This window comes from Bradyrhizobium australafricanum (assembly GCF_020329495.1).
Taxonomy (GTDB): Bacteria; Pseudomonadota; Alphaproteobacteria; order Rhizobiales; family Xanthobacteraceae; genus Bradyrhizobium; species Bradyrhizobium australafricanum.
Genome location: NZ_JAGKJL010000022.1, coordinates 66,823 through 92,037 on the forward strand (window position 1 = coordinate 66,823; position 25,215 = coordinate 92,037).

General features: G+C 63.0%; 26 protein-coding genes. 19 read left to right on the forward strand and 7 right to left on the reverse strand.

Going from position 1 to position 25,215, the window contains the following annotated elements; genetic code table 11:
* Window positions 1–29: 29 nt before the first annotated feature.
* Window positions 30–1,022: a formate dehydrogenase subunit gamma gene (locus tag J6525_RS20780; RefSeq protein WP_225646085.1), complete on the forward strand. Its 993-nt coding sequence runs from the start codon at window positions 30–32 to the stop codon at window positions 1,020–1,022.
* A gap of 30 nt (window positions 1,023–1,052) precedes the next feature.
* Here J6525_RS20780 and J6525_RS46960 read toward each other — a convergent pair whose 3' ends face one another.
* On the reverse strand, window positions 1,053–1,175 hold the full coding sequence (locus J6525_RS46960; RefSeq protein ID WP_256520575.1) for a hypothetical protein: 123 nt from the start codon (window positions 1,173–1,175) through the stop codon (window positions 1,053–1,055).
* 661 nt (window positions 1,176–1,836) lie between these two features.
* Between J6525_RS46960 and J6525_RS47525 the strand changes: the two genes are divergently transcribed.
* A complete protein-coding gene (locus J6525_RS47525; RefSeq protein ID WP_225646137.1) occupies window positions 1,837–2,490 on the forward strand; it encodes an ATP-dependent Clp protease proteolytic subunit in 654 nt (217 codons plus the stop codon).
* Window positions 2,491–2,887: 397 nt separating this feature from the next.
* Window positions 2,888–3,205 carry a hypothetical protein gene (locus J6525_RS20790; RefSeq protein WP_225646086.1) on the forward strand — a complete coding sequence of 106 codons (318 nt, stop codon included), beginning with the start codon at window positions 2,888–2,890 and terminating at the stop codon, window positions 3,203–3,205.
* Window positions 3,206–3,241: 36 nt separating this feature from the next.
* On the opposite strand, the gene J6525_RS20795 is transcribed toward J6525_RS20790, so the two are convergent.
* Entirely contained in the window at window positions 3,242–3,652 is a 411-nt protein-coding gene (locus tag J6525_RS20795; RefSeq protein WP_225646087.1) for a hypothetical protein, read from the reverse strand.
* Window positions 3,653–4,012: 360 nt separating this feature from the next.
* Here J6525_RS20795 and J6525_RS20800 point away from each other — a divergent pair, with 360 nt between their 5' ends.
* Window positions 4,013–5,092: an AI-2E family transporter gene (locus J6525_RS20800; protein WP_157343976.1), complete on the forward strand. Its 1,080-nt coding sequence runs from the start codon at window positions 4,013–4,015 to the stop codon at window positions 5,090–5,092.
* The gene (locus J6525_RS20805; protein ID WP_225646088.1) at window positions 5,092–5,529 is read left to right on the forward strand and encodes a potassium channel family protein; all 438 of its coding nucleotides are present in this window, start codon (window positions 5,092–5,094) and stop codon (window positions 5,527–5,529) included. The genes J6525_RS20800 and J6525_RS20805 overlap by 1 nt, the downstream gene beginning before the upstream one ends.
* A gap of 6 nt (window positions 5,530–5,535) precedes the next feature.
* Here the strand turns inward: J6525_RS20805 and J6525_RS20810 are convergent, their stop codons facing one another.
* Window positions 5,536–6,204 carry a helix-turn-helix domain-containing protein gene (locus J6525_RS20810; protein ID WP_225646089.1) on the reverse strand — a complete coding sequence of 223 codons (669 nt, stop codon included), beginning with the start codon at window positions 6,202–6,204 and terminating at the stop codon, window positions 5,536–5,538.
* A gap of 348 nt (window positions 6,205–6,552) precedes the next feature.
* Here J6525_RS20810 and J6525_RS20815 point away from each other — a divergent pair, with 348 nt between their 5' ends.
* The 3 genes from J6525_RS20815 (at window position 6,553) to J6525_RS20825 (ending at window position 9,595) form a co-directional block, all read left to right on the forward strand.
* Complete coding sequence (locus tag J6525_RS20815) at window positions 6,553–8,301, forward strand: sensor histidine kinase (RefSeq protein WP_225646090.1); 1,749 nt, start codon at window positions 6,553–6,555, stop codon at window positions 8,299–8,301.
* Between the two features lie 117 nt (window positions 8,302–8,418).
* Window positions 8,419–9,051 (forward strand): response regulator transcription factor, encoded by a 633-nt coding sequence (locus J6525_RS20820; RefSeq protein ID WP_225646138.1) that lies wholly within the window; start codon window positions 8,419–8,421, stop codon window positions 9,049–9,051.
* Window positions 9,052–9,247: 196 nt separating this feature from the next.
* Window positions 9,248–9,595 (forward strand): response regulator, encoded by a 348-nt coding sequence (locus J6525_RS20825; protein ID WP_312009813.1) that lies wholly within the window; start codon window positions 9,248–9,250, stop codon window positions 9,593–9,595.
* A gap of 16 nt (window positions 9,596–9,611) precedes the next feature.
* Here the strand turns inward: J6525_RS20825 and J6525_RS20830 are convergent, their stop codons facing one another.
* Together J6525_RS20830 and J6525_RS20835 are read right to left on the reverse strand one after the other, a co-directional pair.
* Window positions 9,612–10,193, reverse strand: a complete 582-nt coding sequence (locus J6525_RS20830) for an invasion associated locus B family protein (RefSeq protein WP_225646092.1) — start codon at window positions 10,191–10,193, stop codon at window positions 9,612–9,614.
* Window positions 10,194–10,220: 27 nt separating this feature from the next.
* Entirely contained in the window at window positions 10,221–11,108 is an 888-nt protein-coding gene (locus J6525_RS20835; RefSeq protein ID WP_225646093.1) for an alpha/beta hydrolase family protein, read from the reverse strand.
* Between the two features lie 162 nt (window positions 11,109–11,270).
* Between J6525_RS20835 and J6525_RS20840 the strand changes: the two genes are divergently transcribed.
* From J6525_RS20840 to J6525_RS20850, 3 genes are all read left to right on the forward strand, one after another.
* Window positions 11,271–12,965 (forward strand): SulP family inorganic anion transporter, encoded by a 1,695-nt coding sequence (locus J6525_RS20840; protein ID WP_225646094.1) that lies wholly within the window; start codon window positions 11,271–11,273, stop codon window positions 12,963–12,965.
* Window positions 12,966–13,145: 180 nt separating this feature from the next.
* Window positions 13,146–15,896: a decarboxylase gene (locus J6525_RS20845; protein WP_225646095.1), complete on the forward strand. Its 2,751-nt coding sequence runs from the start codon at window positions 13,146–13,148 to the stop codon at window positions 15,894–15,896.
* A 91-nt stretch (window positions 15,897–15,987) separates the two neighbouring features.
* Window positions 15,988–16,422, forward strand: coding sequence for a hypothetical protein (locus tag J6525_RS20850; protein ID WP_057017289.1), 435 nt, complete (start codon window positions 15,988–15,990; stop codon window positions 16,420–16,422).
* A gap of 40 nt (window positions 16,423–16,462) precedes the next feature.
* On the opposite strand, the gene ppk2 is transcribed toward J6525_RS20850, so the two are convergent.
* Both ppk2 and J6525_RS20860 read right to left on the reverse strand, forming a co-directional pair.
* Complete coding sequence (ppk2, locus tag J6525_RS20855; protein ID WP_225646096.1) at window positions 16,463–17,263, reverse strand: polyphosphate kinase 2; 801 nt, start codon at window positions 17,261–17,263, stop codon at window positions 16,463–16,465.
* A gap of 23 nt (window positions 17,264–17,286) precedes the next feature.
* A complete protein-coding gene (locus tag J6525_RS20860) occupies window positions 17,287–17,742 on the reverse strand; it encodes a hypothetical protein (RefSeq protein ID WP_225646097.1) in 456 nt (151 codons plus the stop codon).
* 156 nt (window positions 17,743–17,898) lie between these two features.
* Between J6525_RS20860 and J6525_RS20865 the strand changes: the two genes are divergently transcribed.
* The 8 genes from J6525_RS20865 (at window position 17,899) to J6525_RS20900 (ending at window position 25,163) form a co-directional block, all read left to right on the forward strand.
* The gene (locus tag J6525_RS20865; RefSeq protein WP_225646098.1) at window positions 17,899–18,336 is read left to right on the forward strand and encodes a hypothetical protein; all 438 of its coding nucleotides are present in this window, start codon (window positions 17,899–17,901) and stop codon (window positions 18,334–18,336) included.
* Window positions 18,329–19,561: an HlyD family secretion protein gene (locus J6525_RS20870; RefSeq protein ID WP_092084442.1), complete on the forward strand. Its 1,233-nt coding sequence runs from the start codon at window positions 18,329–18,331 to the stop codon at window positions 19,559–19,561. Before J6525_RS20865 ends, J6525_RS20870 begins: the two co-directional genes overlap by 8 nt.
* 24 nt (window positions 19,562–19,585) lie before the next feature.
* Window positions 19,586–19,999: a hypothetical protein gene (locus J6525_RS20875; RefSeq protein ID WP_225646099.1), complete on the forward strand. Its 414-nt coding sequence runs from the start codon at window positions 19,586–19,588 to the stop codon at window positions 19,997–19,999.
* 91 nt (window positions 20,000–20,090) lie between these two features.
* Window positions 20,091–21,401 (forward strand): TAXI family TRAP transporter solute-binding subunit, encoded by a 1,311-nt coding sequence (locus J6525_RS20880; protein WP_225646100.1) that lies wholly within the window; start codon window positions 20,091–20,093, stop codon window positions 21,399–21,401.
* A gap of 86 nt (window positions 21,402–21,487) precedes the next feature.
* Entirely contained in the window at window positions 21,488–23,176 is a 1,689-nt protein-coding gene (locus J6525_RS20885) for a DUF3300 domain-containing protein (protein WP_225646101.1), read from the forward strand.
* Complete coding sequence (locus J6525_RS20890) at window positions 23,173–24,105, forward strand: DUF2950 domain-containing protein (RefSeq protein ID WP_225646102.1); 933 nt, start codon at window positions 23,173–23,175, stop codon at window positions 24,103–24,105. The genes J6525_RS20885 and J6525_RS20890 overlap by 4 nt, the downstream gene beginning before the upstream one ends.
* A 29-nt stretch (window positions 24,106–24,134) precedes the next feature.
* Complete coding sequence (locus tag J6525_RS20895; RefSeq protein WP_225646103.1) at window positions 24,135–24,557, forward strand: hypothetical protein; 423 nt, start codon at window positions 24,135–24,137, stop codon at window positions 24,555–24,557.
* A gap of 177 nt (window positions 24,558–24,734) precedes the next feature.
* Window positions 24,735–25,163 (forward strand): universal stress protein, encoded by a 429-nt coding sequence (locus tag J6525_RS20900; protein WP_225646104.1) that lies wholly within the window; start codon window positions 24,735–24,737, stop codon window positions 25,161–25,163.
* The last annotated feature ends 52 nt before the right edge of the window (window positions 25,164–25,215 follow it).

Here is a 25,215-nt window from a genome sequence, read left to right on the forward strand (position 1 = left end):
GCGGGTCGCGTCGATATCGGGAGGACCTTATGGCGTGTTTTGCACGATGTGTTCGGCTCGTCATTGGCGTGGCTGGACTCCTGCTGCTCGTCTCCGCGGCTTCCCCGTCCGTAGCCCAGCAGGTCAACCCGACCGCAAGCGCGGTCAAGGAGCAGCAGCTGCTGCAGGAACTGAACCGGGTGCAGGGACGCGTCAGCATTCCCGACCAGCGCTCGGGCGTTCTCGAACAGCCGGCCGGCCGTGAATGGCGCGAGTTCCGGAACGTGACGCTGCGCTGGATCGGCGGCATCGCCATTCTTGGCATGCTCGCGGCGCTGGTCATCTTCTATCTCAGCCGCGGGATGGTGCGGCTGCAGAGCGGTCGTTCCGGCCGGACCATCGTGCGCTTTTCCGCATTCGAGCGCTTCGTGCACTGGATGACGGCGACTTGCTTCGTCATTCTGGCGATCTCGGGGTTGAACGTCACTTTTGGACGTCCATTGCTGCTGCCGCTGATCGGCCACGAGGCATTTTCCGAATGGTCGCAATGGGCGAAATATGTTCACAACTATCTCAGCTTCCCGTTCACCATCGGCGTCGTGCTGATCTTCCTGATGTGGATCGCCGGCAATATCCCGAACAAGGCGGATGTCGACTGGATCAAGCGCGGCGGCGGCATCGTCGGGCACGATCATCCGCCGGCCTATCGTTTCAACGCCGGCCAGAAGGCGATCTACTGGATCGTAGTCATCGGCGGAGGTCTGGTGGCAGCGACGGGATATGCGCTGATGTTCCCCTTCTACCTGTCAGGCATCGAAGGGATGCAGCTCGCGCAGATCGTCCACTCCATCGTAGCGATGCTCTTCACGGCAGTGATGTTGGCGCACATCTATATCGGCACGATCGGCATGGAAGGCGCGTTCGAGGCGATGGGAAGCGGCACCGTCGATGTCAATTGGGCCAGGGAGCACCATAGCCTCTGGCTGGAAGAGGAGAATGCGCGCGATGCGCGACCCCAGCCCTCCGTCACCGCGGCGGAGTAGGGGGGCGCGCAGCCGTTGAACGCGAACTTGCTACAGCCGTACGCCCGTCGTTGCAAAGGCCTGCGCGACCGGTTCTTGCACCCGGTTTAGCGCCAGGGCCCCGAATGCCGACACGACGACGGCGGCCACGCAGGCGAGCAAGAAGACTTTCATTGTCGTTCTCCCAAATCGATCGGGATGCCGTGGGAGTTTACACAAGATGACGCGTCGCGGACAGCGTTGTCCGGCGCGTGTGGGCGGCCATCGCTCAAGCCATGGGGCGCAAGCGGCGGCTTTCGGGACGCTGCACCATCGAGACGCCGCATCCCGCGTTAGGTTGCCTTGGCGACCAGCAGTTCGCGTGGAGCGTGGATTGATCGCGCATGTCGAGCCTTAATGGGATTCCTCAGGCGGTCCGGTCCCCTCAAGGATCGGGGGCAAAAAGAAATAAATGAAATGAATGACTTAAGGTAGAGATTGTCGGTGACCCCGATGCTGGATTGGACTGGCTGATCCCAGGGTCACGGTAGATGATGTTTGCTCTCGGCACAGAGCGTGCGCTTCTAGACGTCAAAATGGCGCTCCCGCCTGCGCGCTTGCTGAATTGGGTTTGATTCAGATCAACCCACGATGCGCGTCGATGCTCTGTTTATCGTGTGAGGTCCCGGGTCCAATGGGGAGCGCCGTGGCAGCCTGGAAGCACGCTTTGAGGGTCCTCCGCGCGACATTTATCGATGGCGACGCAAACAGCCGGAGCGCCACGCATGGGTCGATGCGGATTGTAGGATGCGTTTTGAGCATCGCGGTCGTGCTGACCTCGACGAACTGTCTCGCGATGGAGTTTTCCCGTGTCCAGGGGTGCTTTGGAGATGTCTTGAAGCTCAGTGGAGATATCAGGGATGGGGACTTTGTCCGCTTTCGCGGATATCTGGCGACTGAGCGCCGGGTCGTTGGCCTCGATCTCGATTCCCGAGGTGGGTCCCTCTACGAAGGCTTCCGAATCGCCATGCTCGCGCACCAGAGGCAAATCGCCAGTTACGTTTCCGGAGAATGCGACTCGGCATGCGCTTTCATTTTCCTGGCGAGCAGGAAGCGTTATGCGGCGCCAAATGCCAGGATCGGCGTCCATTCGGTTTCCAATTTAAACGGCAACGAGGACAGTCGAACGATTCGTGACACGATCAAGCTTGCGAGGTTGTCGGCCAAGCTCCGTATTCCTCCGTCGGCCATCGGCAGGATGGTCATGACTCCGCCGGGAAAGATCTCCTATTTGAACAAGGAGGAGCTCGCTTCGCTAAGGTCATGGAGCGGAATCCGTTTGATCGCACCGCTCGCGCGGCGACCGCGGAATCAAGGAGTGGCTCCATGTGCGGCGCGGCGCCCTCGAAGAGCGCGTCGGAGGAGGAGCGGCCGATGCGGAACGCCGCCGGCTCGAAGGGAAGCTAGGGCGCTGGTTGAGCGGGCCTTGGCGCCGAACCGGCTCGTATAGCCCAATTGGGTCAGTCAAGCCGTCGCACGTGACCCTGACTGCTTGGCACAAGCTGCACTGGTCTCTCCATTCCACCGCGATCTACAATCGCAGCCATGGGGTATGCCAGCGACAGATTTCGGCGAGTGCGTGGCGCAAGCCAGCCGGCTGGCGCTCGCAATTGGCTGCGTCGCTGGCTTGAATCGGCCGACGGCGATATTGCTTTCAAGGTCGTGGTCGTGACGGCCGGGATGCTGTCGACCGCGGCGATCGCCTTTGGATTGCTATCGTCCTGAGCGCGCCTCTTGTTTGCCGCGCGTGATGCTGGAATCGTCGTTCTGAGGTGCTCCGCCCGCGAAGCTCTGACAATATGAGCTATCGTCTTCAGCACGACACGGATCATTCCCGGCGGCAATGAATGCACTTCGAATTAGCTGAAAAATCGAGCGGACGTCGAGACCGTCTGGCGGCCAGGTTGGGCGTCGGGGCCTGCGCCGCGACCTTCCTGTTTTGCTGCGCGCAACAGACGGCCGCGCTGCCGCTGACGCCTTTCCGCTATGAAGCCCAGGCTCAGCGGCATTGCCCCGGCGATAGCGTGGTCTGGCTCGATTTTCGGCGCGGACGCTACTACCTCAAAGGGCAAACCCGCTATGCCAGGGGCTTCGATGGCGGCTTCGTGTGCAGGAATGAAGCGCGCGAGAGCGGCTATCGGCGTTCGCTGCTCGGCCTTCGGTGACATCACCGAAGGCCGGCCTGTCACGTAAAGGCGGCACTACCATCCGTCATAGTAGCGTGGCCGAGCGCAATAGCCGTAGCCTCCGCCCGGCGGGCAATAGTCGTAGCCATAGCCGCCGCCATAGCCGTATCCACCGCCATAGTAGGGATACGCGCCATAGTAGGCCGAGCTCGCGATGGCTCCGCCAACGATCGCACCGGCGGCCGCAGCGCCCCAGCCTCGATAGCCCCATCCACGATAGCCTCCCCAGCCGCCGGTGCCGCGCCAACCGCGATAGCCCCAGCCGCCGCCGCGCCAGCCGCCCCAGCGCACCTGAAGGGCGGTGTTGCTCTCGACCATGCCCTTCATGGCCGCGACATTGGTCGGCAACGGGGCCGCCTGGCTCGCGCCAATGCCGACCATGCTCGCAAGCAGGATCAAGGCCGGCAGGGTCTTGGTGTTCTTCATGACGTCCTCCACATCGGGGTGACACAGGCAGTCGCGACCGAAAGGCAGCCAAATCGAGAGCGGCTGTCCGATCCATGAGGACGCCGAGCCTGTCAGCCGCGGCCGGCCCGAAGCTTGATTTGAATCAAAGTGGCAAGAGGGCGGTGCGGACGATTGATCCTGCGCCTGGGACATTGCCGCGGATAGGCAGGACGCCGCCTGATGGGGCTCGATCGCGCTCGTGATGTCCTGCCCCTGAACCGGGCCGCTTCCTCGGTGAAAGTCCGGACGCGTCACGCTTGATCTGAATCAAGCCGTGCGCAGCAAGGCGATGGCATCACTTCCCGCGTAGCTGCTGATGCTCGATTCGAAAGCACGCTCTTGAAAACCCTTCGCCAGCTCGTGACCGGAGACGAGTTCGTCCAGCTCGCAATTCGCCTCGGATTGCTGGCACTGTTGATCTACTGGTCGTTCGTTCTGGTCAGCCCGTTCGTGCCGATCCTGGCCTGGAGCGTGGTGCTCGCGGTCGCGCTCTATCCCGTCTTTACCTGGCTCGCAGCAATGCTCGGCGGCCATACCGGCGTCGCGGCGCTCGTGCTGACCTTGATCTCTCTGGGAGTCGTCATCGGGCCGGCGACCTGGCTCGGAATCGGAGCGGTAGAGGGGGTGAGGGAGCTCGCCGAACAACTCGGCGCCGGCCACGTTGTCGTGCCGTCGCCGCCGCCCGAGATCAAGGATTGGCCGCTGATCGGCGGCCCGCTCCATGAGATCTGGGATCGGGCGTCGACCAATCTGCGTGCCGTGCTGCGCGAGGTCGTGCCGCAACTGAAGCCGTTGGCCGGGACCCTGTTTGCATTTGCCAGCGATGCCGGGATCGGGATGCTGAAGTTTCTGCTGGCGGTCGTCGTGGCAGGGTTTCTGTTTCCCTATGGCTTGCAGCTTGCGGCGGCGTGCCGGAGCTTCCTGTCCCGCATCGTGCCGGAGCAGAGCGAGCACTTCCTCGATCTTGCAGGTGCGACCATCCGGGCGGTTTCCCGCGGCGTCATTGGCGTCGCCGTCCTGCAATCGCTGCTGGCCGGCATTGGCTTCAAGCTGGCGGGGATCCCGAGTGCGGGGCTGCTGGCGTTTGTCGTGATGCTGCTCGCGATCGTGCAGATCGGGGCGGCAATCGTGCTGTTTCCGGTCATCATCTGGCTATGGTCGGCCAAGGATTTCACGACCGCACTCGCCCTCACGTTCTTCTTCCTGGTCGTCGGCGTCCTCGACAATGTGCTGAAGCCGCTGGTGATGGGGCGGGGCCTGACCACGCCGGCGCTGGTCATCTTTGTCGGCGTGATCGGCGGCACGCTTGCCCACGGCATCGTGGGCCTGTTCATCGGCCCAATCATTCTCGCGGTCGCCTGGGAATTGATCACGGCATGGATCCGGGACGACCGCGCCCGGCTGGCGGGAGAGCGATGATGCTGTTTCAGCTCCTCGTGGGATCGGCGGTGAGCGCGATCAACATCGCGATCCATTCGCTGTGGACGGTCGCGGCCATCGGGTTGCTTCGCAGCGTTGCCTTGAGCGCGGCCGGCCGGGCGGGGCTACAGCTCAGCGGCGTGATGGTGGCAACCGCGCTTGCGCTGATGCTGGCTCACACGCTCGAGATCGTGGTGTGGAGCCTGGCCTATTGGGTGCTCGGCGCCGCGCCCGCCGGCAGCAATCTGCTGTATTTCGCCTTCGTGAACTACACCACGCTCGGCTATGGCGACGTCATCCCGGTCAAGCAGTGGCTGTTGATCGGACCGATGGCGGCCATGAACGGCATTCTCATGTTCGGGTGGTCGACCGCGGTCTTGTTCGAAGTGTTGCAAAAGACCATCGAGCGCCAGGCGGCGCTCACGAAATCTCCCTGACGTCGGCTAGTTGTCCAGCCTGGACAGCTGGTCGCGGTCAACCAGCATGATCTCGCGCTGGTTCGAGCCAAGGAAGTTGAGCGCGCCGTAGGCGTGCAGCTTGGATAGCGCACGTGACACGGTTTCGAGCGTCAGTCCGAGATAGTCGGCAATATCACGCCGGCACATCGGCAAGGCGACGACGCCGACTCCGGTCAGCCGGCGATCCATTTCGAGCAGAAACGCGGCAACCCGCTCCAGCGCGGTCTTGCGGCCGAGCAGCAGCATGTGCTCCTCGGCGTGCCGCAGGTTGCTGGTCGTCATGACCAGCAGGTTGCGAGCCAGGGCGAAATCGGAATCGGCCACGCGTTCAAGGCTGGTCCGCCTGATCAAGTGTACGTTGGTGTCGACGATGGCTTCCGCGGTAAAGCGATGGGTTTCGGCATTCTCGAGGCCGAAGATGTCCCCGACGAGATGAAAGGCGCCAATCTGGCGGCGCCCATCGGAAAGAAGCTTGTAGCTGCGGACTGCTCCTGAAACGACCTGGTAGACGTACTCCGCCGGCTCCTTCTCTCCGTAGATCTCGGTGCCTTTCCGGTAGTGGAATTCGCTGGTGACGCAGCTGGCGTGCTGGGCGGTCAACCCACCGAGGATGCTCGGCACATTGGCGGGTCTGGCATTGACGCGAGCAAACATGGACTAACTCTCTCGGGTAACGACTGATGCAGCGTCCGCGGCGGCTCGAAATGCTTTTGTCCGCGCGCAATGACTACGACAGGGCCCGGCCGGTCTCTATTGGTCTTGAGGTCATTGTCCTAAAGGACAGGATGCGCGAAATGCGGCAATTTGTTCGTAAATTGGTGCGCACCGTCTTAGATCACTTTTCAATTTTCTCGGCGACAACCGGGTGCTAGGTTTTGAACCCGTTGGTCTCCGGCTCCGAACGTTATGGGCAGTGCAATTCGGCTCTCTGGACTGATCATCCTGCTGGCTGCTTTGTTGGCACCGGCTGATCTCCGGGCGCAACAAACGCGCCCGCATTCCATGCTGGTGCTGGACCAGTCCGATAGACGTGGCCCCTTCTACTACCAGGTGTTCGTTGGCCTAAGGGATGCGGTGAGCGCTCACGGGCACGCGCCGACCACCGTCTACACCGAAAGCCTCGATCTCAATCGCTTCGGCGGCGAGGCCTATCAGGAGGATTTCCGGCGATTCCTCGAGGCGAAATATCGCGATCGGCCGATCGGCGTGGTGGTCACCATTGGCGCGGCTGCGCTTGAGCTTGCGCTCCGCTGGCGCCCGCAGCTCTGGCCCGACACGCCAATCGTGTTTTCGCTGGTCGAAGAGGCCGATTTCAAGCGATTGCAGCCGCCGGCCTATGTTACCGACGGCATCGTGAACTTGAAACTCAAGGATGCCGTCACGGCTGCCCGCGCCGTGTTGCCGGGCCTCAAGACCGTCGTGCTGGTTGGCGCGGATTGGGACCGGCAAGTTCTGTTTCGCAACTGGAAAGACCAGGCAGCGGCCGGCATTCCGGGCCTCGACATCGTCGAGATCATCGGACGTCCGATGCCCGAGATCGTTGAGCGGGTCGCGGCGCTCCCCGATCATAGCGCGATCATCTACACGGGCCTCTATAGCGACGGCAAAGGCAACTATTATCCGCCGTCGGATGCCCTCGCATTTGTCGCGGCAAGAGCCAATCGTCCGATTGTCGTCGCCGCGGAGACCTTCCTCGGGGCGGGCGGCATCGGCGGATTCGTCATAGTTCCGTCGCTGATCGGTGCCGAGGCTGCGGGAAGGGCGCTGCGCATTCTGGATGGCGAGGCGCCGGAAAGCCTGCCACCGTCGGTCATCGATGCGGTGAAGCCGATCTTCAACTGGCGGCAGATGCAGCATTGGAACGTCAGCGAAGCCAGTCTGCCAAGAGGCAACGAAATTCGCTTCCGTGAGCCGTCCTTCCTGGAAAAATATCGTTGGCGGGCCGTTGCCCTGGCAGTGGCGCTGCTGGTTCAAACCGCGCTCATTGCGTTCCTGCTGCACGAGCGTCACATGCGGCGGAGTGCCGAGGTCGAAGCCCGCAGTCGCCTGTCCGAACTCGCCCATATCAATCGGCAGGCGACTGCCGGTGAGCTCTCGTCCTCGATCGCCCATGAGCTCAACCAGCCGCTGGGCTCGATCCTGACCAATGCCGAGAGCGCGGAGCTGATCCTCGCGTCGCCGACGCCCGACCTTCAGGAGGTGCGGGAAATCATTTCCGACATCAAGCGCGATGACCTGCGTGCAAGCGAGGTGATCCGCAGGATGCGCAGCCTGCTCAAGCGTGCGCCATTTGAGAAGAAGGAGATCGACCTCAACCAGACCATGCGGGAAGCATTTGATTTCCTCAAGCTGCAGGCCTCGACGCGCAACGTCGCAATCTATCTGCAGACCTCACCGCAGACCCTGCGGGTGAAGGGCGACCCGGTGCAGTTGCAGCAGGTCATTCTCAACCTCGTCGTCAACAGCATGGACGCGATGGCCAAAATGCCCTACGGGCGCACCATCATCGGCCGTACGGAAGTCAATGGGGACGCGTCGGCGGTGATTTCCATCAGCGATTCCGGGCCGGGAATTCCGCAGGACAGGCTGAACGACATCTTCGATCCGTTCTTCACCACAAAGGAGCAGGGCATGGGCATCGGCCTGTCCATCGCACGGACGATCGTTCTTGCGCATAGCGGCCAGCTCTGGGCCGAGAATCAGTCCGGAGGAGGGGCGGTATTCCACCTTTCACTGCCGCTGGCCGCGTAGCGCGTTTGGGTCTTGTTTGCCTTATTGCAAGGTTCAATTTACGACGAACGCAGCATTTTCAGATCGCCGCTGATGGTCATTCTACAGGTAGCGGCGATGTTGGCCGGTGGAGCAATAATGCACGCTTACGTGCACATAGTCGACGACGACGCCTCGTTTCGCGCAGCGCTCGAGCGCCGGCTCAAGCTCGCAGGCTATCGCGTCGCCACCTACGCATCGGCCCGGGAATTGCTCGACCAATTGCCCGACGACGAAGGGGCCGGCTGTATCCTGCTGGACGTCCGGATTCCCGGAATGAGCGGTCCGGAGCTGCAGGGCCGCCTCAACGAGCTGGGGTCGACGCTCCCGATCGTATTCCTGACCGGACATGCCGACACGGCGACGACCGTCCAGGCGATCAAGGCAGGTGCCGAAGATTTTTTGACCAAGCCGATCGCGTCGGAACAGCTGATCGAGGCGATCAATCGCGCTCTAGCACGGCACGAACTGGCCCGCGGCCGGCGAACCAGGCTCGATTCATTGCGCGCGCTGCTGGCGAAGTTGACCCCGCGCGAGCGGCAGGTGTTCGATCTGATTGTGTGCGGCCGGATCAACAAGCAGATTGCTCACGAGCTTGGCACGACCGAACGCACGATCAAGGCGCATCGTCACCAGGTCATGGAGAAGATGCAGGTGCAGTCGCTTGCCGAGCTGGTTTCGATCGCCGAGCAGCTCGGGACGCGCGCATCCGGTGGCGAGGTCAAGGCTTGATCGGCCGGGGAGCTCTGCCCCTCCTGTCCCATGGTACAATATGAAAGCTCTGTGACGCGGCGTATCTCCGATCTTGGCCGCGAGAATATTGCGCGCCGGTAGCCGCTTGACGTGCCCTTTATCCATACGCGGGCGAAGGTCATTCAGCGATAGGTAGAGGCTTCAGGATTTGCCGACCGCGAAACTCGTTTTCGTCGTGGATGATAATCCCTCCATGCTCCGTGGAATCGGACGGCTTCTACGGCAGTGTGGATTTGCATCCAGGTTATTCGAGACCGGAAGCGCGTTACTGAGACATGGCAGCTTTGACAGCGCGGTTTGCCTGATATTGGACATCAATCTCAGCGATGGGTCCGGGATCGAACTGCGGCACCGCCTGGCGGATCAGGGCATCGAAATCCCCGTCATCTACATCACCGGAAATGACAACCCGGCGACGCGCATGGCGGCAACGGCATCGGGATGCGTGGCCTATCTGACCAAGCCATTCACCGCCAATTCGCTGATCCAGCCGATTGAACGGCTGTTGGCCGGCGTGGTCTAGCAGCTGCCGGTCTCAATCATTCATCGATCACTTGATCGAGTGTCAGCGCGGGTGCCCCCTTGCGCACGCTTGCAAAGCGGTCGAGCGGGACCGATGTCGTCATCGTCAGAATGCTGGTGTCGACGACCTCGATCGAGAGCGTCTTCCCGCCATCCATGTCCTCGAGAAGCTTGGGATCGGCGACATCCGCCGCGATGCACATGTTGGTCACGCACCAGGTATAGGGCAGGCGATAGGCTTGCTTCTGGTCTACCGATAGTTTGACGCCGGCCTGCAGATACATCCCGACCGGCAGGAATAGCTGGACGCGGTCGCTGCCGTCCTCTCGCTCGATCAGATCGACGCGAACGGCCGTCTGGCCGGTTGGGAAGGTGCCGGTGATCGTCGTCCGGCATAGTGTCTTGGCGCCGGCGGCGTTGAAGCAGACCTTTCGCCACTCGCCATACTTGATGTCCCGCACCGGCTGACGTGCCCCCCGCGGGGCTACTTCGCCGCCGTCCTTCACCGTAGCAGGCGGTGAGGACGTCTGTTGAGCGTGGGCAGCACTGATGCCGGCCGCAAACAGCGCCAACTTCGCCAAGGCACCATATCGGACCATGGATGCTCCTCCAGCGGGAACGGCCGCCTAGCGAACCTTGTCGAGAAATCGTTCGACCAAAGGCGACCATGTGGGAATCGAATCGGGAGAGCCGATCAGGAAATGCCCTTCGTCGCCGAACGGCGGCAAAAGATGGTACTCGGCACGACCGCCGGCGCGGGTGAAGGCCTCGTGCATTCGCTTCGACAGGGCCGGGCCGAAGAATGTGTCGTTCTCAATGTAGAACCACAGCATTGGCACCCGCGATGTATGGCCAAGCATGCCGGTGGCCTCGACCAGTCTGTCGGGGCCGCAATTGTTGTTGGGTTTGCCATCGACACGGCCGCCGCGGCCTGCCGCGAAGGTGATGATGGCCTTGACCTGCGGCGGGTTGAGGCTCGATAACGCGATCGCAGCCCAGCCGCCGGCCGACTGTCCGACGACGATGACGTCCTTCGGCAAGGTGCGCCGTTCGGCGGCCATGTAATCGATGATCCAGAGATCGACCTGCGCGACGGCGAGGCCCGCATCGAGGAAATTCGGATTGGTGCATTTGCCGATCTTGGAGAAGAACGGGCCATAAAGACCGCGTTCGGGAATATCGATGGCCGCCGCGCCATAGCCGGTCCCGACCGGTGCCACCACGAGGTAGCCGCGCCGCGCGAACCACATTGCGGCATCGCGAAATTCGACCAGCGGGAAGAAGCTGCGATCCCTCGCGTTCAATGACACGCCGTGGTTCATGATGACCAGTGGGAAAGGGCCATCGCCGAGCGGACGGACCAGATAAGCGAACATTGGCAGCGGGGTCGGCAACGCCCAGATCTCTTCCTGGACAGGCTGGGATGTGGCTTGGTCCGCCGCGCGCGCCGGAGCGATCAGGCCAAGCAACAGCAGCGCTGCGGTTGCGAGGGTCCGTAAGCGGTGCTGACGCATGCCATGCGCTCCGGCAGTCATTTGGCAAATGTGCAGGTCACGGCGATCGAGCCGCGCAAGATCAGAAGCACATTGAGGACTGCAAGGCTTGATCTGAATCAACGCGCATCGGGCCCGCCGGCGCAACCACATGCGACCATTGTGCGTCATACGGCGGGCTTGATGTCGATCCAGGCAGAGACGAGTTGGATGCGCTGGTTTCCGCCGGCGAACTGGCTCGCCGACTACCGCGCATCCTGGCTCGGGGCGGACGCAATCGCCGGGGTCACGCTGGCGGCCTACGCGATTCCGGTGTCGCTGGCCTATGCTGGGCTCGCGGGTCTGCCGCCGCAGATCGGCGTCTATGGCTATCTGCTCGGCGGCGTGGGCTACGCCCTGCTGGGCTCGTCCCGGCAGCTCGCGGTCGGACCCACATCGGCGATCTCGCTGATGATCGCCGGCGCTGTCGGCATATTGGCCGGCGGCGACGCCGCGCGTTACGGGCAGATTGCCAGTCTCGCGGCCTTCAGCGTCGCAGTGCTCTGCCTGATTGCCTGGCTGTTCAAGCTCAGTCTGCTGGTGCGGTTGATCAGCGACAGTATTCTGGTGGGCTTCAAGGCCGGAGCGGGGCTCACCATCATCATGAGCCAGCTGCCCAGCCTGTTCGGCGTCGCTGGAGGCGGCCACAACTTCTTCGACCGCGTGATCAAGCTTGCCGGCCAGCTCGGCGATACCAGGCCGCTGGTGCTCGCCTTCGGTGTGGTTGCGACGGTGCTGCTCCTGCTCGGCGAGAAGAGGCTGCCGGGAAAGCCCATCGGCTTGGCGGTGGTCGCGCTCTCGATCCTGATGGTCTCCGCGCTCGGGCTCGCGCAAATGGGACTGCCGGTGACCGGGCCGATCCCGACCGGGTTGCCGACGATGTCGCTACCGACATTTGGTCTGCTCGAATTTGACGATCTCTTTCCGATCGCTGCCGGATGCCTGGTGCTGGCCTATGTGGAAGGGGTGTCTGCCGCGCGCAGCTTTGCGGCAAAGCACGGCTACCCGCTGGATGTCAGGCAGGAGTTTCTGGGACTCGGCGCGGCCAATCTCGCCGCAGCCTTCGGGCATGGCTATCCCGTCGCCGGCGGGTTGTCGCAGTCGGCCGTGAATGACGCCGCCGGCGCACGCACGCCGCTGGCGCTGGTGTTCTGTTCGGCAACCCTCGCGCTCTGCCTGCTGTTCTTCACGGGCCTCTTGACTAATCTGCCGAAGACCGTGCTCGCCGCGATCGTTTTCTCAGCCGTCTACAAACTGGTCGATATTGCGGCGCTCGCCAGGATGTGGCGGATCAGCCGGATCGATTTCTATGCCGCTATCATCGCGCTGGTGTCCGTGCTGTTCCTCGGGATATTGCAGGGCGTGCTGCTGGCCGCCGTCGCCTCGATCTTCCTGCTGCTGTTGCGGGCGTCGCAGCCCAATATCGCGTTTCTGGGCCGTCAAGCCGGCAGTGGGCGCTATTCTGACCGGGCGCGACACGGTGACGTCGAGCCCCTGACCGGGATCATCGCGTTCCGCCCGGAGACCTCGCTCCTTTATGTCAATGCCGAGACGATCTTCGAAACGGTGCTGGCGGCGCTTCGGGTGTCGCCGGACGTCAAGCTGGTGGCCTGTGACCTGTCGGCCTCGCCGTTCATCGATCTTGCGGGCTCGCGCATGCTGCACGACCTTCATCAGGAGCTCGCATCGCGCCAGATCACATTCTGCATCGTGGGCGCGCACGCGCAGTTGCGGGATCTGCTTCGGGCGGATGGTCTTGCCGACAAGACCGACAGCGGCGACTGGACGCGTACGCTCGACAGCGTATTGAGCAACAGGAAGCCGCAGGCAAGCATTTAGCGTGCCGTACGGACTGCCGCGACACTCCAGCCTTGTTGCGTCGCAAGACGTCGCGATCACGCGCGCTTGGGGAGCTGTCTCAATCCAGCTTGCAGCTTGACTTGGATCAAAGGGCGCAATGGGCCCGGTTTGTACGATTGGACAGAACCAGCGCTGAGATCACGAGATCGGGAGACACTCATGGCCAACGACGCGAAGCCGGCACAGCAGCGCATCGACCAGTTCTTCTCCGGGCCCGGCGGACGCGCCGACAATTGGCGCGATCTGGTCGAGGCGGCGAAGGTGTGGAGCAGGGGTGGCAACCGTGCGGCGTATGACGCGGCGCTGTCGGCGCTTGCGGTGACGGAGGAGTTTCACGGCTATCCGGGCCTTCGTTTGATGGCGGCGCTGAAGGAAGCCGCGGCGGCGGGCGACGCCGCCACCTCGCATATGCTTGCGACGCGGATCGCGCAGGCGCTTCAGACAAAATCCTTCCGCCAGCATGCAGGTGACTGGAGCACGCAGGACGAGGGCAATGGCGACGTTCCCGATCTGCTTCCGCCAACTCTGGGGCAATCGGCGGCGCGCCGTCCTTACTTCGAGACCCTGATCGTGACCGGGGTGCCAGCCAGCAACTGGCCGGGACTCCTGTCGGAGTGGCGCAAGCTGCGGCGTCCGGTCGACGCCTTCATCTATGAGCCCGTGGTGGTGGGCAACCTCGAAGACGCCTTCTGTGCGGCAATGCTGAACCCCAATATTGCGGCGGTGGTGATCAATGAAGGCTTCGGGCTGCGCTCGCGCCACGATGCGCCGGTGCTTCGCGCCATGACCGGCGCCATGGGGCTCAGCGAGGAGTCCGATGCGTCCGCGCTACGGTTGGCCCATATCCTGAAGCGGGTCCGTCCCGAGCTTGACCTCTACCTCATGTCCAATCGCGACGTCGAGGAGTTGGCCGGCAATCCCGAAGCCGATGTGGTGCGCCGGGTGTTCTACTCGGTCGAGGATATCCTCGAACTGCACCTTTCAATTCTGGAGGGCGTGCAGGATCGCTTCGACACGCCGTTCTTCGACAATCTGAAGAAATATGCGCAGCGGCCGATCGGCACCTTCCACGCGCTGCCGATCGCGCGCGGCAAGTCCGTGTTTAAGTCGGACTGGATCCGCGACATGGGCGAATTCTACGGGCTGAACCTGTTCCTTGCCGAGAGCAGCGCGACCACCGGCGGCCTCGACAGCATGCTGGAGCCGACCGGCAACATCAAGAAAGCGCAGGAGAAGGCCGCGCGCGCGCTCGGCGCCGACCGCGTCTACTTCGTGACGAACGGCACCTCGACATCCAACAAGATGGCGGTGCAGGCGCTGCTGGGTCCCGGCGACATCGCAATCGTCGACCGCAATTGCCACAAGTCGCACCACTACGGCATGGTGCTGGCCGGCGCGCAGCCGCTCTACGTCGAGGCATTCCCGATGACGGAATACTCGATGTATGGCGCCGTGCCGCTGCAGACGATCAAGCAGGCGCTTCTGAACGCGAAGGCGGATGGCCGGCTCGACCGGGTCAAGCTGATCGACTTGACCAATTGCACCTTCGATGGCCACATCTACAATACGCGGCGGGTGATGGAGGAATGCCTCGCGATCAAGCCTGACCTGATCTTCCTCTGGGACGAGGCCTGGTTCGGCTTCGCGCGGTTTTCGCCGTTCCTGAGGCGGCGAACCGCGATGGGCGCGGCGAATGAGATCGAAGCCTGGATGCGCGATCCCAAATCGGTCGCCGCCTATGAGAAACAGCAGGCCGAGCTCGGCAAGAATCCGTCCGACGAGGTTCTGCTCAAGACCAGGCTGATCCCCGATCCGCGCCAGATCCGGCTGCGCGTCTACCAGACCAACTCGACGCACAAGTCGATGTCGGCGATCCGCCAGGGCTCGATGCTGGCGGTCAAGGACATCGAATTCCACACCGTCGAAGCGCAATTCAAGGAGGCCGTGTTCACGCACGCCTCGACCAGCCCGAACCAGCAGTTGATCGCCAGCCTCGACGTCTCGCGCCGGCAGATGGAGCTCGAGGGGTATGGACTGGTGGCCAATGCCATGGAGATCGCGTTCGCCATCCGCAACGCGGTCAACACCAATCCGTTGATTTCGAGATACTTCCGCGTTCTCGGCGCGGATGCCATGGTGCCGAAGCAATACCGCCAGAGCGGATTCACCGACTATCTGGCGGCCGGGACCAACTGGGCGAGCGCCCTGAAGAGCCTGAACGACGACGAGTTCTGCCTCGATCCGACCCGCATGACGCTGGTCTGCGGCACCGCCGGGTACGACGGAACGTCGTTCAAGGGGCTGCTCGCCAGCCGCTACAACATCCAGGTCAACAAGACTTCGCGCAACTCGGTCCTGATCCAGTCCAACATCAACAATACCCGGAGCGATGTCGCGCATCTCGTCCGGGTGCTGGCCGAAATCTCCGGCGAAATCGATCGCGGCCTGACCAAGGGCGGCGCGAACGCCAGGGTCGACTTCGACATGCGGGTCAACAGCCTGATGAAGGATGTACCCGATCTGCCGAACTTCTCGCATTTCCACGACGCCTATCGCGGCGATGCCGGCGCGAAGACGAATGAGGGCGACATCCGCGGTGGGTTCTATTCGGCCTATGACGCGGCAGGATGCGAATATATTCGCCTGCACGATCCCGAGATCGACAGGCGTCTGAAGAACGGGCCCGCTCTCGTCTCCGCCAACTTCGTGATTCCCTATCCGCCGGGCTTCCCGATCATGGTCCCTGGCCAGGTCATCACGCAGGAGACCATCGATTTCATGCGCAAGCTGGATGTGAAGGAGATCCATGGCTACGACGCGGCCGAGGGCCTGAAGCTCGTGACGACCGAGGCACTGGCCAGGATGGGCAAGCCGCGAGCGGCCGCGCCGAAGTTCAAGGCTGCATCATAGACGAAGGAGAGTCCGCAAGGTGTCTTCGCATTCTTGTGGCGATGAATCTTGCGTAATAAGGCGTAACGCAACCGGTTCCTGGAGGGACGTGATGAGGAAAGTGAGTTTGATCGGAGCTCTTGCTATGCTGGCGATTGGATTAGCCGGCTTCAGCACGCCGTCGCTGGCTGAAACCGGCTCGGTCGCCGTCATCTTCACCAAGGGTGGATTCATCGTTGGTGTCGGAGGCGGCGAGGGCGTCTTGACGCTGCGCGGCAAGCACTATCCGTTCACGGTGTCGGGCATGAGCGTCGGCTTCACGATCGGCGCCTCGACCACCAAGCTGGTCGGGCGCGCCCTCAATCTCAGAGGGCCTGCCTCGATCGAAGGCTCCTACAGCGCGGCAGGTGCCGGTGGGGCGATCGCCGCGGGCGCCGGCGGCGTGCAACTGCAGAACGCCAATGGCGTGATCCTGCAGCTCAGCGGCCCGAAGGTGGGCGCCGAAGTCTCGGCCGCCGTGGGCGGGGTCTCCATCCGCTTGAAGTAGGTCTAGGAGGCCGGCCGCGCGCCCTGCGCGGCCCGTACTCTCAGTAGCGTTCCTCGACGGACTTCATTCCGTGCAGTCCGGCCTGATCGTTGTAGCGACCCTTGTTGGAGCGCTTGGGGAGCTTGACCTTGTCGCGCCTGACCCGTCCGTGAGGAATTGTCTTCAGCAGGAACGAGATGCAGTTCAGCCGCGCCCGCCGCTTGTCGTCGGAACGGATGACGTTCCAGGGCGCGTGCTCCGAGCTCGTCGCCTTGAACATCAGGTCGCGCGCGCGGGAGTAATCGTACCAGCGGCGGTAGGATTCCGTGTCCATCGGGCTCAGCTTCCACTGCCGCAGCGGATCGTCGATCCGGGCCCTGAAGCGGCGCTCCTGCTCGTCCATCCCGACCTCGAGCCACAGCTTGATCAGGATGATGCCGCCCTCGATGATGTATTGCTCCATCTGCGGGCAGAGCGAGAGAAACCGCTTGTGCTCCGCCGGCGTGCAGAACCCCATCACATATTCGACGCCCGCGCGATTGTACCAGCTGCGATCGAAGATCACGATCTCGCCGGCCGCCGGAAACTGCTGCATGTAGCGCTGGATAAAAAGTTGAGACTTTTCACGATCCGAGGGCGCGGGCAGGGCGACCACGCGAAACACGCGCGGGCTGACCTTCTCGGTCAAGGCCTTGATCGTTCCGCCCTTGCCGGCCGCATCGCGTCCCTCGAACAGTATGATGACCCTGAGATTGTTCGCTTTCACCCATTCCTGGAGATGGCAGAGCTGGATCTGCAGCTTGTTCAGCTCTTCCTCATAGTCCTTGCGCTTCATCTTCCCAGCGGGCTTGTCTTTCGCCATGGATATCCGTCCATCGTTTTCAACTAGTCGCCCCAGGCAATGACGATTCCGATATCGCCGGGCATGCCGCCGGGGTAATCGACGATCTGATAGCGGATGCGGTAGCCGCGCGGCTGCAGGTAGTCAGCCCAAAGCTGGTATATTTCCTTAGGGATACCCGTCAGCGTCTTCTCCCAGCCGGACTCCATCTGATTGATGGCTCGCCCCTTGTCGGTGCACAGCGTATTGGGAAAGCGATAGACCTGCACCTCGCTCAACCCGTTGCGCACCGCCCGCTGAATCACCGTCGACGCCAGCTTGACCTTCTCGTCCTCGGTAAGCCCCGAGGGCTTGCTCAGCCGCTCGATCAACGCGCGCTTCTCGGCTTCGATGGCAGCCGCACGCTTGGCGTGCTCCTCGGCTTTCTCCGCTTCCTTGAGCGCCGCCTGCTTCTGGATTTCGTGTGCCTTGGGGATCAGATCATCGATCTTGTCTCGCATGGCTGGGGACTCCTAAGCCCGATCTTCCACCTTGCCCCCGGAACGGTAGGGATGAGCCGACCGGCTTCCTTGATCCAGATCAAGCAAGCGCGATAGGATCGTCAGCAGTGTCAATCAAGATTCGCTTGCGGTGTTATTGCGACCGGGAGACTTGGCTTGAGCGAACAGATGCATCCGGCGGCCCCCCATCATCTGCCGTTTTTCATTCCCGGCGCCGACGGGTCGGACGCCCTGATGGTGGTGATGGGCATTTTCCTCGTCGCCACCGTCTTGTGGGTTGGCACTCTGTACTGGAAGCTGCACAGCCTGCCGGAGCGCATGGCGCACAAGAGCCAGAAACTTCAGTTTGAGATCGTCGCCGTCCTCGGCCTGATATCGCTTTTCACCCACATGCATATCTTCTGGGTCGCCGGCCTGTTGCTGGCACTCATCGACCTGCCGGATTTCGGCACGCCGATGCGCAGCATCGCCGATTCCGTCGAGCGCATAGCAGACGCCACGCCGGGCGCTGCCGAGCCGGAAGCCGAATCCGTACCGGACGGCAGTCCCGACGTCCGGACGCCCGCGAAGCAAGAGGTGCACAACCATGCTTGAGCTGATGATCTGCTCGCTGGTGACGATCCTGCCGGATTACCTCTACCGCCGCTATCGGCAAGGCAAGCGATTCGGAAAGGAAATCACGTTCTTCTCTGTCTGGTATGAACTGAGATGGGGGATCACCGGCTGCCTGATGCTCACGATCTCGCTGATCACGATGATCTTCTACTTTCATCCCTCGACAACCTCGGCGGCGATCTACTTCAGGACCGTGCCGATCCTGCCCGAAGGATCCGGACGTGTCGTCGAGGTCAATGTCGGCTTCACCGCGCCGGTGAAGAAGGGGGATGTTCTGTTCCGGCTCGACAGTTCGAAGCAGGAGGCCGCGCTCGAGACCGCCAAACGAAAGATCGCCGAGGTCGATGCGTCGTTGATCGCGGCGCAGGCCGACGTCGTCAAGGCGGACGCTCAGATCGGGGAGGCGAAAGCCTCCTTGCAGCAGGCCAAGGACGAGCTGGAGGTGAAGAGCGAGCTGCAGCGCCGCAATCCCGGCATTGTGCCGCAACGTGACATCGAGAAGCTGCAGGTGCTGGTTGATCAGCGGCAGTCGGGCGTCGATGCCGCCAGCGCCGCCAGGGAATCGGCGGCGTTGCGGGTCTCCACGCTGTTGCCGGCCGAGAAGGCGAGCGCCGAGGCCGCGCGGGCGCAGGCGCAGGTGGATCTCGACAAGACTTTCGTCCGTGCCGGCGTCGATGGCCGCGTCGAGCAATTCCTCGTTCGCCCCGGGGACCTCGTCGCCCAGATCATGCGGCCGGCCGGAATCCTGATACCGGACGAAGCGGGCCGCAACAGGTTGCAGGCGGGATTCGGGCAGATCGAGGCCCAGGTGATGAAGCCCGGCATGGTCGCGGAAGCCACCTGCATGTCGAAACCCTGGGTGATCATTCCGCTGGTCGTCACCAGCGTGCAGGACTTCATCGCCGCCGGCCAGTTTCGGACCAGCGAGCTGTTGATCGACCCCCAGAGCCTGCAAAAGCCAGGTTCGATCCTCGTGTTCCTGGAGCCGCTTTACAAGGGCGGCCTTGACGGCGTGACACCGGGCAGCACTTGTATCGTCAATGCCTACACGAGCAACCATGACGAGATTTCCGATCCGAAAACCGGCGCGTTGAAAGGCTTTGCCCTGCACGCCGTCGACGCGACTGCACTCGTTCATGCCTTGCTGCTTCGGATTCAAGCTCTGCTGCTGCCGATCCAGACGCTGGTGTTAAGCGGTCACTGACGGGCGCGAACAGGGAGACAGCATATGAAACCGGACTGCAAGCTTCGCGCAATCGTGGCGGCGGGCATGATCTTCGGATTGCCGGGTTGCGCGCACGCTTTCGATCTCACGGGTGCCTGGGCCACGAGCGCCGAGCAATGCCGAAAGGTGTTCGCCCACAAGGGCAGGGCGAACCAGCTGACCTTCACGAACTTCTCAGGCGTCTATGGCGGCGGATTCATCGCCGAGCCCGATCGCCTCCGGAGCAAGTTCGAGAACTGCAAGATCAAATCGCGCAAGGACGACGGCCAGACCATCAACATCATCGTCGGCTGCGCGTCCGGAATCATGGTATCGAATGTGCAGTTCTTCCTTAAGGCCGTCGACGACGATACCATTACGCGCCAGTTCCCGGGCATCGAGGGGATGGAGGTCAACTATCATCGTTGCAAGATCTAGTGGCGTCCGCTCCCCGCGCTGGCTCAGTGCCACCGGACCGTTGTCGGCTGACGCCGGACCGATTGGGTAGCGCGCCGTGGATCCCAGCAGGTTGCCGAGGTCATTGCGCATCGCCCTGGTGGCCGGCCTTGTGCTTTTGGCCGGAGGTGCGAGCCTGTTCGCCTATCGCTGGTACGAGCGGCCGACGACCTTGACGATCGCAGTCGGGTCGCTGGACGGCGAGGCCGGCAGGCTGGTCTCGGCGATCGCTGGAAAGTTCGCCCAGTCGAAAGCGCCAGTTCGGCTCAGCCTGGTCCAGACGCCGGGACCGCTCGAGTCCGCAAAGGCATTCGCGTCCGGAAAGGTGGACCTCGCGGTCGTCCGTGGAGACGTCGGCGATCTCTCGCAGGCCCAGGCCGTCATCGTGTTGGCCCACGCCACCGTCCTGTTGGTCGCGCCGCCCGGCGCTGCGATATCCGACGTGGCGGAGCTGAAACGCACCGCGATCGGTGTGATCGGCGCCGAAGCCAATCAGAAGCTGATCAAGGTGCTGACCGACGAATACGATCTGACGCGCGCGGGCGTGACGTTCAAGCCGCTCGCTCCCGCGGACGCGCGCCGGGCGCTCGATGCCAAGGAAGTACGGGCGATCCTGCTCGTCATACCTTTGACCGAAAAGTATCTTTCGCTGCTGCGCAATGTCTTCTCGCGCACCACGCGAGCCGGCCCGGTGATGATCGCCATCGAGTCCGCCGGAGCGATCGCCGAAAGAGAACGCGCCTATGAAAGCTTCGACGTACCGAAGGGGACCTTGCGCGGCTCGCCGCCTGTTCCTGCCGACGACCTGACGACGCTGCAGACGTCGTTCTATCTGGTGGCACAGAAGAAGCTCGGGAATGACCTGATCGGCGACCTGACGCAGTCGATCATGAATGCGCGACGGGATCTGCTTGCCGAGCTGCCGGCACTCTCCCAGATCGCGACGCCCGATACCGACGCAGGCGCCTACATCCCGGTGCATCCGGGGGCGGCGGCGGTCTATGAGGGGACCAGGGAGAGTTTTCTCGACCAGTGGGGCAATGCGATCTTCCTGGCGCCGATGATCGCCGGTGGACTTGCGTCCGTGCTTGCGGCAGCGTGGAAATTCCTCCGACCGGTCGAGACACCGAGCCGCGAGGAGGCGCTCGACACGCTTTACGCGCTGGGGCCTCGGGTCCGGGCGGCCGGGCGTGAGTCGGAGCTGGCAGAGATCGAGCGCGAAATCGACCAGCTGCTGCGAACGCAGCGCGACCAGCCGGTCGCGGACGACAAGGCCGAGCGCGCCGTCACGGCGGTGAACGTTGCGGCCCATCGGCTCGAGAACCTGATTCACGATCGCCGCATCCACCTTGCGTCGCGACAGCCGGGGCAAGTCGAAAGCTGAACGGAAGGGCATTTCCTTGATCTTGATCAAGGAGGGGACGGGACCGTGGCCGATGCTGTTGACCGTTGGTGTCGATGGAGGTCGCGATGTTTCGTTGGGGCAAGACTCTGCTGGCGGTTTTGCTGGTGTCGGTGACGTCCGTTGCCGCATTCGCGCAGACCGCCGACAAGCCGCCGGCCCAGACCAGCCAGCCGGCCGCGGCGACGACGCAGCCTGCCGATCAGCTCCTGAAGCCGGAACAGCTGGAAGCCCTGGTGGCGCCGATCGCGCTTTACCCGGACTCGCTGCTCGCCAACGTGCTGGCGGCGTCGACCTATCCGCTTGAGGTCGTGCAAGCCGATCGCTGGCTCAAGGAGCGCAAGAGCCTGAAAGGGGATGCGCTGAAGGCCGAGGTCGACAAGCAGGCCTGGGATGACAGCGTGAAGGCGCTCGCGAGCACCGCCGACGTGCTCGCGATGATGAGCGACAAGATCGATTGGACGAAGAATCTGGGCGATGCCGTGCTGGCGCAGCAGCCCGACGTCATGGATGCGATCCAGCGGCTGCGCAGCAAGGCGCAGGCCAACAACAAGCTGGTGACGACCAAGCAGCAGAAGGTCAGCGTCCAGACCCAGGAGAGCAAGCAGGTCATCGTCATCGAGCAGACCGATCCGAACACGGTCTACGTTCCCTATTACGATCCCGCGACGGTCTATGGCGCGTGGCCCTATGCAGACTATCCGCCGTATTATTTCGGCTATCCGTCCTATATCGGCGCCGGGGTGATCGCGGCAGGTCTTGCCTTCGGCGCCGGATGGGCGATCGGACGCTGGGGTAATTATTGGGGCGGCGGCTTCAACTGGGGCAATCGCAACGTCTATGTAAACAATTTCAACCGGGTCAATAATATCGGGAACAGCTGGCAGCATAATCCGGCGCATCGCCAGGGCGTCCGCTACAACAACAGCAACGTCCAGCAGCGCTTCGGCGGCAACGCCAATCGGGCCGGTGCCAGCGATCGGATGGATTTTCGCGGCCGCGATGGCCAGCAGGTTCTCAAGCCCGGCGGCGATCGCCCGGGCGCAGATCGCGCCGGTGACCGGGCAGGAGACCGCGGTGATCGCGCCGGAGATCGGGCTGGAGACCGTGGAGGCGACCGCGGCGGAGACCGTGCGGGCGATCGCGGCAAAGGTGGTGACCGTGCCGGTGCCGCCGATCGCGCCAAGGGCGGCGACCGCGCCGGTGCCGGCAACAAGGGCGGTGGCGATCGCGCAAAGGCCGCCAACCGCGGCAATGCCGGTAACCGCGCAGCTGCGGCGAATCGTGGCGGTGGCAGTCGCGGTGGCGCCATGAACGTATCGTCCGGACGGGCAGCTGCGGCGGCATCGGCGCGCGGGCGATCGAGTATGGCCAGCATGCCGCGCGGCGGCGGCGCAAGTTTTGCCGGCCGTGGCGGGGGCGGAGGCGGCTTCCGCGGTGGTGGCGGAGGCGGCGGCTTCCGCGGCGGCGGTGGCGGTGGACGACGCTCCGACATCGCGCTCAAGCACGATATCGAATTGCTTGGACATCTCGCCAACGGCCTCGGCTACTATCGCTTCTCCTATCTCGGCAGCAGCAAAGCCTATGTCGGCGTGATGGCGCAGGAGGTCGAGCAGGTCATGCCGGCGGCGGTGACGCGCGGTGCCGACGGCTATCTCAGGGTCTATTACGACAAGCTCGGACTCAAGTTCCGCAGCTACAACGATTGGCTTGCCGCCGGCGCGAAGATTCCATCCCCGTCGGAGGCATCACGATGACAGGCCCCTCGTACTCGCGACTGGATCATATTGCCTTCATCGGCGTGGCCGCGGCAACAGCACTCGCCTTGCTGCTGTCTCCTGCGCGCGCCCAGCAAGGCTTCCCCAATCCGGAAGACGCGGCGTCCGCCTTGGCAACCGCCGTCAAGGCCGGCACCAGCCGGGCGATGCTGAAGGTGCTGGGCCGCGATGCCGCCGATATCATCGAGTCGGGTGACGATGTCGCCGACGCCAATGCGCGAGAGAGCTTTCTCTCTGCCTACGACGCCAAGCATTCGATCAAGGCTGACGGCAACAAGAAAGCCACCTTGATTCTGGGGAGGGACGATTTCCCGTTCCCGATCCCGATAGTCAACAACAAGGACGGCTGGAGTTTCGACGCGGCCGCGGGGCGGCGCGAAATCCTCTACCGCAGGATCGGCCGCAATGAGCTGGCCGCGATCCAGACCAGTCTTGCCTATGTCGACGCACAGAACGAATACGCAGAGAAGGATCGCGGCGAGGGTGTGGGCGCCTATGCCCAGCGCATCGTCAGCAGGCCGGGCAAGACGGACGGGTTGTTCTGGCGCGACGACAAGGATCCAAGCCCGCTCGGCGAGCTGGCGGCCCAGGCCGCCGCGGAAGGCTACAAGGTCGGCGAGCAGAGCATGCCGTACCACGGCTACTACTATCGGATCCTGAAGGCACAGGGCTCCGACGCCCCGGGCGGCGCGCTGAACTATGTCGTGAAGGGCAAGATGATCGGTGGATTCGCGCTGGTCGCCTATCCCGCCGAGTACGGCAATTCCGGCGTCATGACCTTCCTGGTCAACCACGCAGGCACGGTCTATCAGAAGGATCTCGGTTCACGCACCGATTTCCTCGCCAAGCGCATGATCGCTTTCGATCCGGATCAGACCTGGAAGAAAGTGGATCCGACAAATCCCTGAGCGAGGAGGGGGCTGCAGTGACGCGATCCATGATCCGTTCCGTCATACTGGCGTTTGCGGCGATGGTCCTCTTGGTCGCGCCATGCTTCGCGCAGGCCGTCGGCCACGTCCAGGTCAAGTTCGTGAAGGCGGCGCTCGTCGTGGGCGGCGGCGGCGGCAGCGGCACGTTGACCTACCGCGGGCGGCACTATCGGTTCATCGCGTCCGGCTTCAGCCTCGGCGTGACCGCCGGTGCGTCGGTGACCTGGCTGGAGGGCACCGCCTCAGGGATCAGGGACGTCAACGATTTCGCCGGCAGCTACGCGCTGGTCGGAGCAGGTGGCGCATGGGCTGGTGGCGTAGGCGGGGTGAGCCTGCGAAATGAACACGGCGTGGTTCTGATGCTCAAAGGGCCGAAGGCAGGATTGGAATTCGCTGCCAATCTGGGCGGGCTCACGATCTCGCTGCGCTGAGCTCGGGCTCGATTCGCCCTGCCTCAAATGGAAGGTGCCTCCGCCGCGCGACGACCAGCGTCCGGGGTGCGGCACTGAGCGATGGATTGATCTATCTCAAGGCCAGGTCCGAGGCTCAGGTTCAGCCTGCATTCGGCGGGCGGCGATACGTCATCCAGATAACCGGGAGGTGAAGGCATGTACCGGCACATTCTCATTCCGACAGATGGGTCGGAACTGGCGGAGCAAGGGTTGAAGCAGGGGTTGGCGCTGGCGAAATCCGTCGGAGCCAAAGTATCGGTCATCTTCGTCGTTGAGCCGCTTTCGGAAATTGGAGGGCGGTACCGTGATCTGCTCGCGAGATTTGCCGAGATACGCAAGGAAGAGGCCACGAGCGCGCTGGATCGTGCCGCACACGCGGCCAGGGAGGCCGGCGTTCCCTGCGAGACAAGCCAAGTCGAGAGCGGCCAACCCCATCAAGCCATCATCGCGGCAGCCGAGGATAAGGGCTGCGATCTCATCGTTATGTCATCGCACGGGCGCAGCGGGCTCTCCAAGCTTCTCATCGGCAGTGTGACAAACAAGGTGCTGGCGCAAGCAAAGACTCCGGTCCTTGTCTGTCAGTGAGGGCGCAGATCGCTGGATAGAAATCACTGTGCACGGAGCTTGGGAGAAATCG

Coding starts and splice junctions, on each gene's coding strand:
- J6525_RS20780 (WP_225646085.1), top strand. CDS start 30: ATGGCGTGTTTTGCACGATGTGTTCGGCTCGTCATTGGCGTGGCTGGA.
- J6525_RS46960 (WP_256520575.1), bottom strand. CDS start 1,175: ATGAAAGTCTTCTTGCTCGCCTGCGTGGCCGCCGTCGTCGTGTCGGCA.
- J6525_RS47525 (WP_225646137.1), top strand. CDS start 1,837: ATGGAGTTTTCCCGTGTCCAGGGGTGCTTTGGAGATGTCTTGAAGCTC.
- J6525_RS20790 (WP_225646086.1), top strand. CDS start 2,888: ATGCACTTCGAATTAGCTGAAAAATCGAGCGGACGTCGAGACCGTCTG.
- J6525_RS20795 (WP_225646087.1), bottom strand. CDS start 3,652: ATGAAGAACACCAAGACCCTGCCGGCCTTGATCCTGCTTGCGAGCATG.
- J6525_RS20805 (WP_225646088.1), top strand. CDS start 5,092: ATGCTGTTTCAGCTCCTCGTGGGATCGGCGGTGAGCGCGATCAACATC.
- J6525_RS20810 (WP_225646089.1), bottom strand. CDS start 6,204: ATGTTTGCTCGCGTCAATGCCAGACCCGCCAATGTGCCGAGCATCCTC.
- J6525_RS20815 (WP_225646090.1), top strand. CDS start 6,553: ATGCTGGTGCTGGACCAGTCCGATAGACGTGGCCCCTTCTACTACCAG.
- J6525_RS20820 (WP_225646138.1), top strand. CDS start 8,419: ATGCACGCTTACGTGCACATAGTCGACGACGACGCCTCGTTTCGCGCA.
- J6525_RS20830 (WP_225646092.1), bottom strand. CDS start 10,193: ATGGTCCGATATGGTGCCTTGGCGAAGTTGGCGCTGTTTGCGGCCGGC.
- J6525_RS20835 (WP_225646093.1), bottom strand. CDS start 11,108: ATGCGTCAGCACCGCTTACGGACCCTCGCAACCGCAGCGCTGCTGTTG.
- J6525_RS20840 (WP_225646094.1), top strand. CDS start 11,271: ATGTCGATCCAGGCAGAGACGAGTTGGATGCGCTGGTTTCCGCCGGCG.
- J6525_RS20845 (WP_225646095.1), top strand. CDS start 13,146: ATGGCCAACGACGCGAAGCCGGCACAGCAGCGCATCGACCAGTTCTTC.
- J6525_RS20850 (WP_057017289.1), top strand. CDS start 15,988: ATGAGGAAAGTGAGTTTGATCGGAGCTCTTGCTATGCTGGCGATTGGA.
- ppk2 (WP_225646096.1), bottom strand. CDS start 17,263: ATGGCGAAAGACAAGCCCGCTGGGAAGATGAAGCGCAAGGACTATGAG.
- J6525_RS20860 (WP_225646097.1), bottom strand. CDS start 17,742: ATGCGAGACAAGATCGATGATCTGATCCCCAAGGCACACGAAATCCAG.
- J6525_RS20870 (WP_092084442.1), top strand. CDS start 18,329: ATGCTTGAGCTGATGATCTGCTCGCTGGTGACGATCCTGCCGGATTAC.
- J6525_RS20875 (WP_225646099.1), top strand. CDS start 19,586: ATGAAACCGGACTGCAAGCTTCGCGCAATCGTGGCGGCGGGCATGATC.
- J6525_RS20885 (WP_225646101.1), top strand. CDS start 21,488: ATGTTTCGTTGGGGCAAGACTCTGCTGGCGGTTTTGCTGGTGTCGGTG.
- J6525_RS20890 (WP_225646102.1), top strand. CDS start 23,173: ATGACAGGCCCCTCGTACTCGCGACTGGATCATATTGCCTTCATCGGC.
- J6525_RS20895 (WP_225646103.1), top strand. CDS start 24,135: ATGATCCGTTCCGTCATACTGGCGTTTGCGGCGATGGTCCTCTTGGTC.
- J6525_RS20900 (WP_225646104.1), top strand. CDS start 24,735: ATGTACCGGCACATTCTCATTCCGACAGATGGGTCGGAACTGGCGGAG.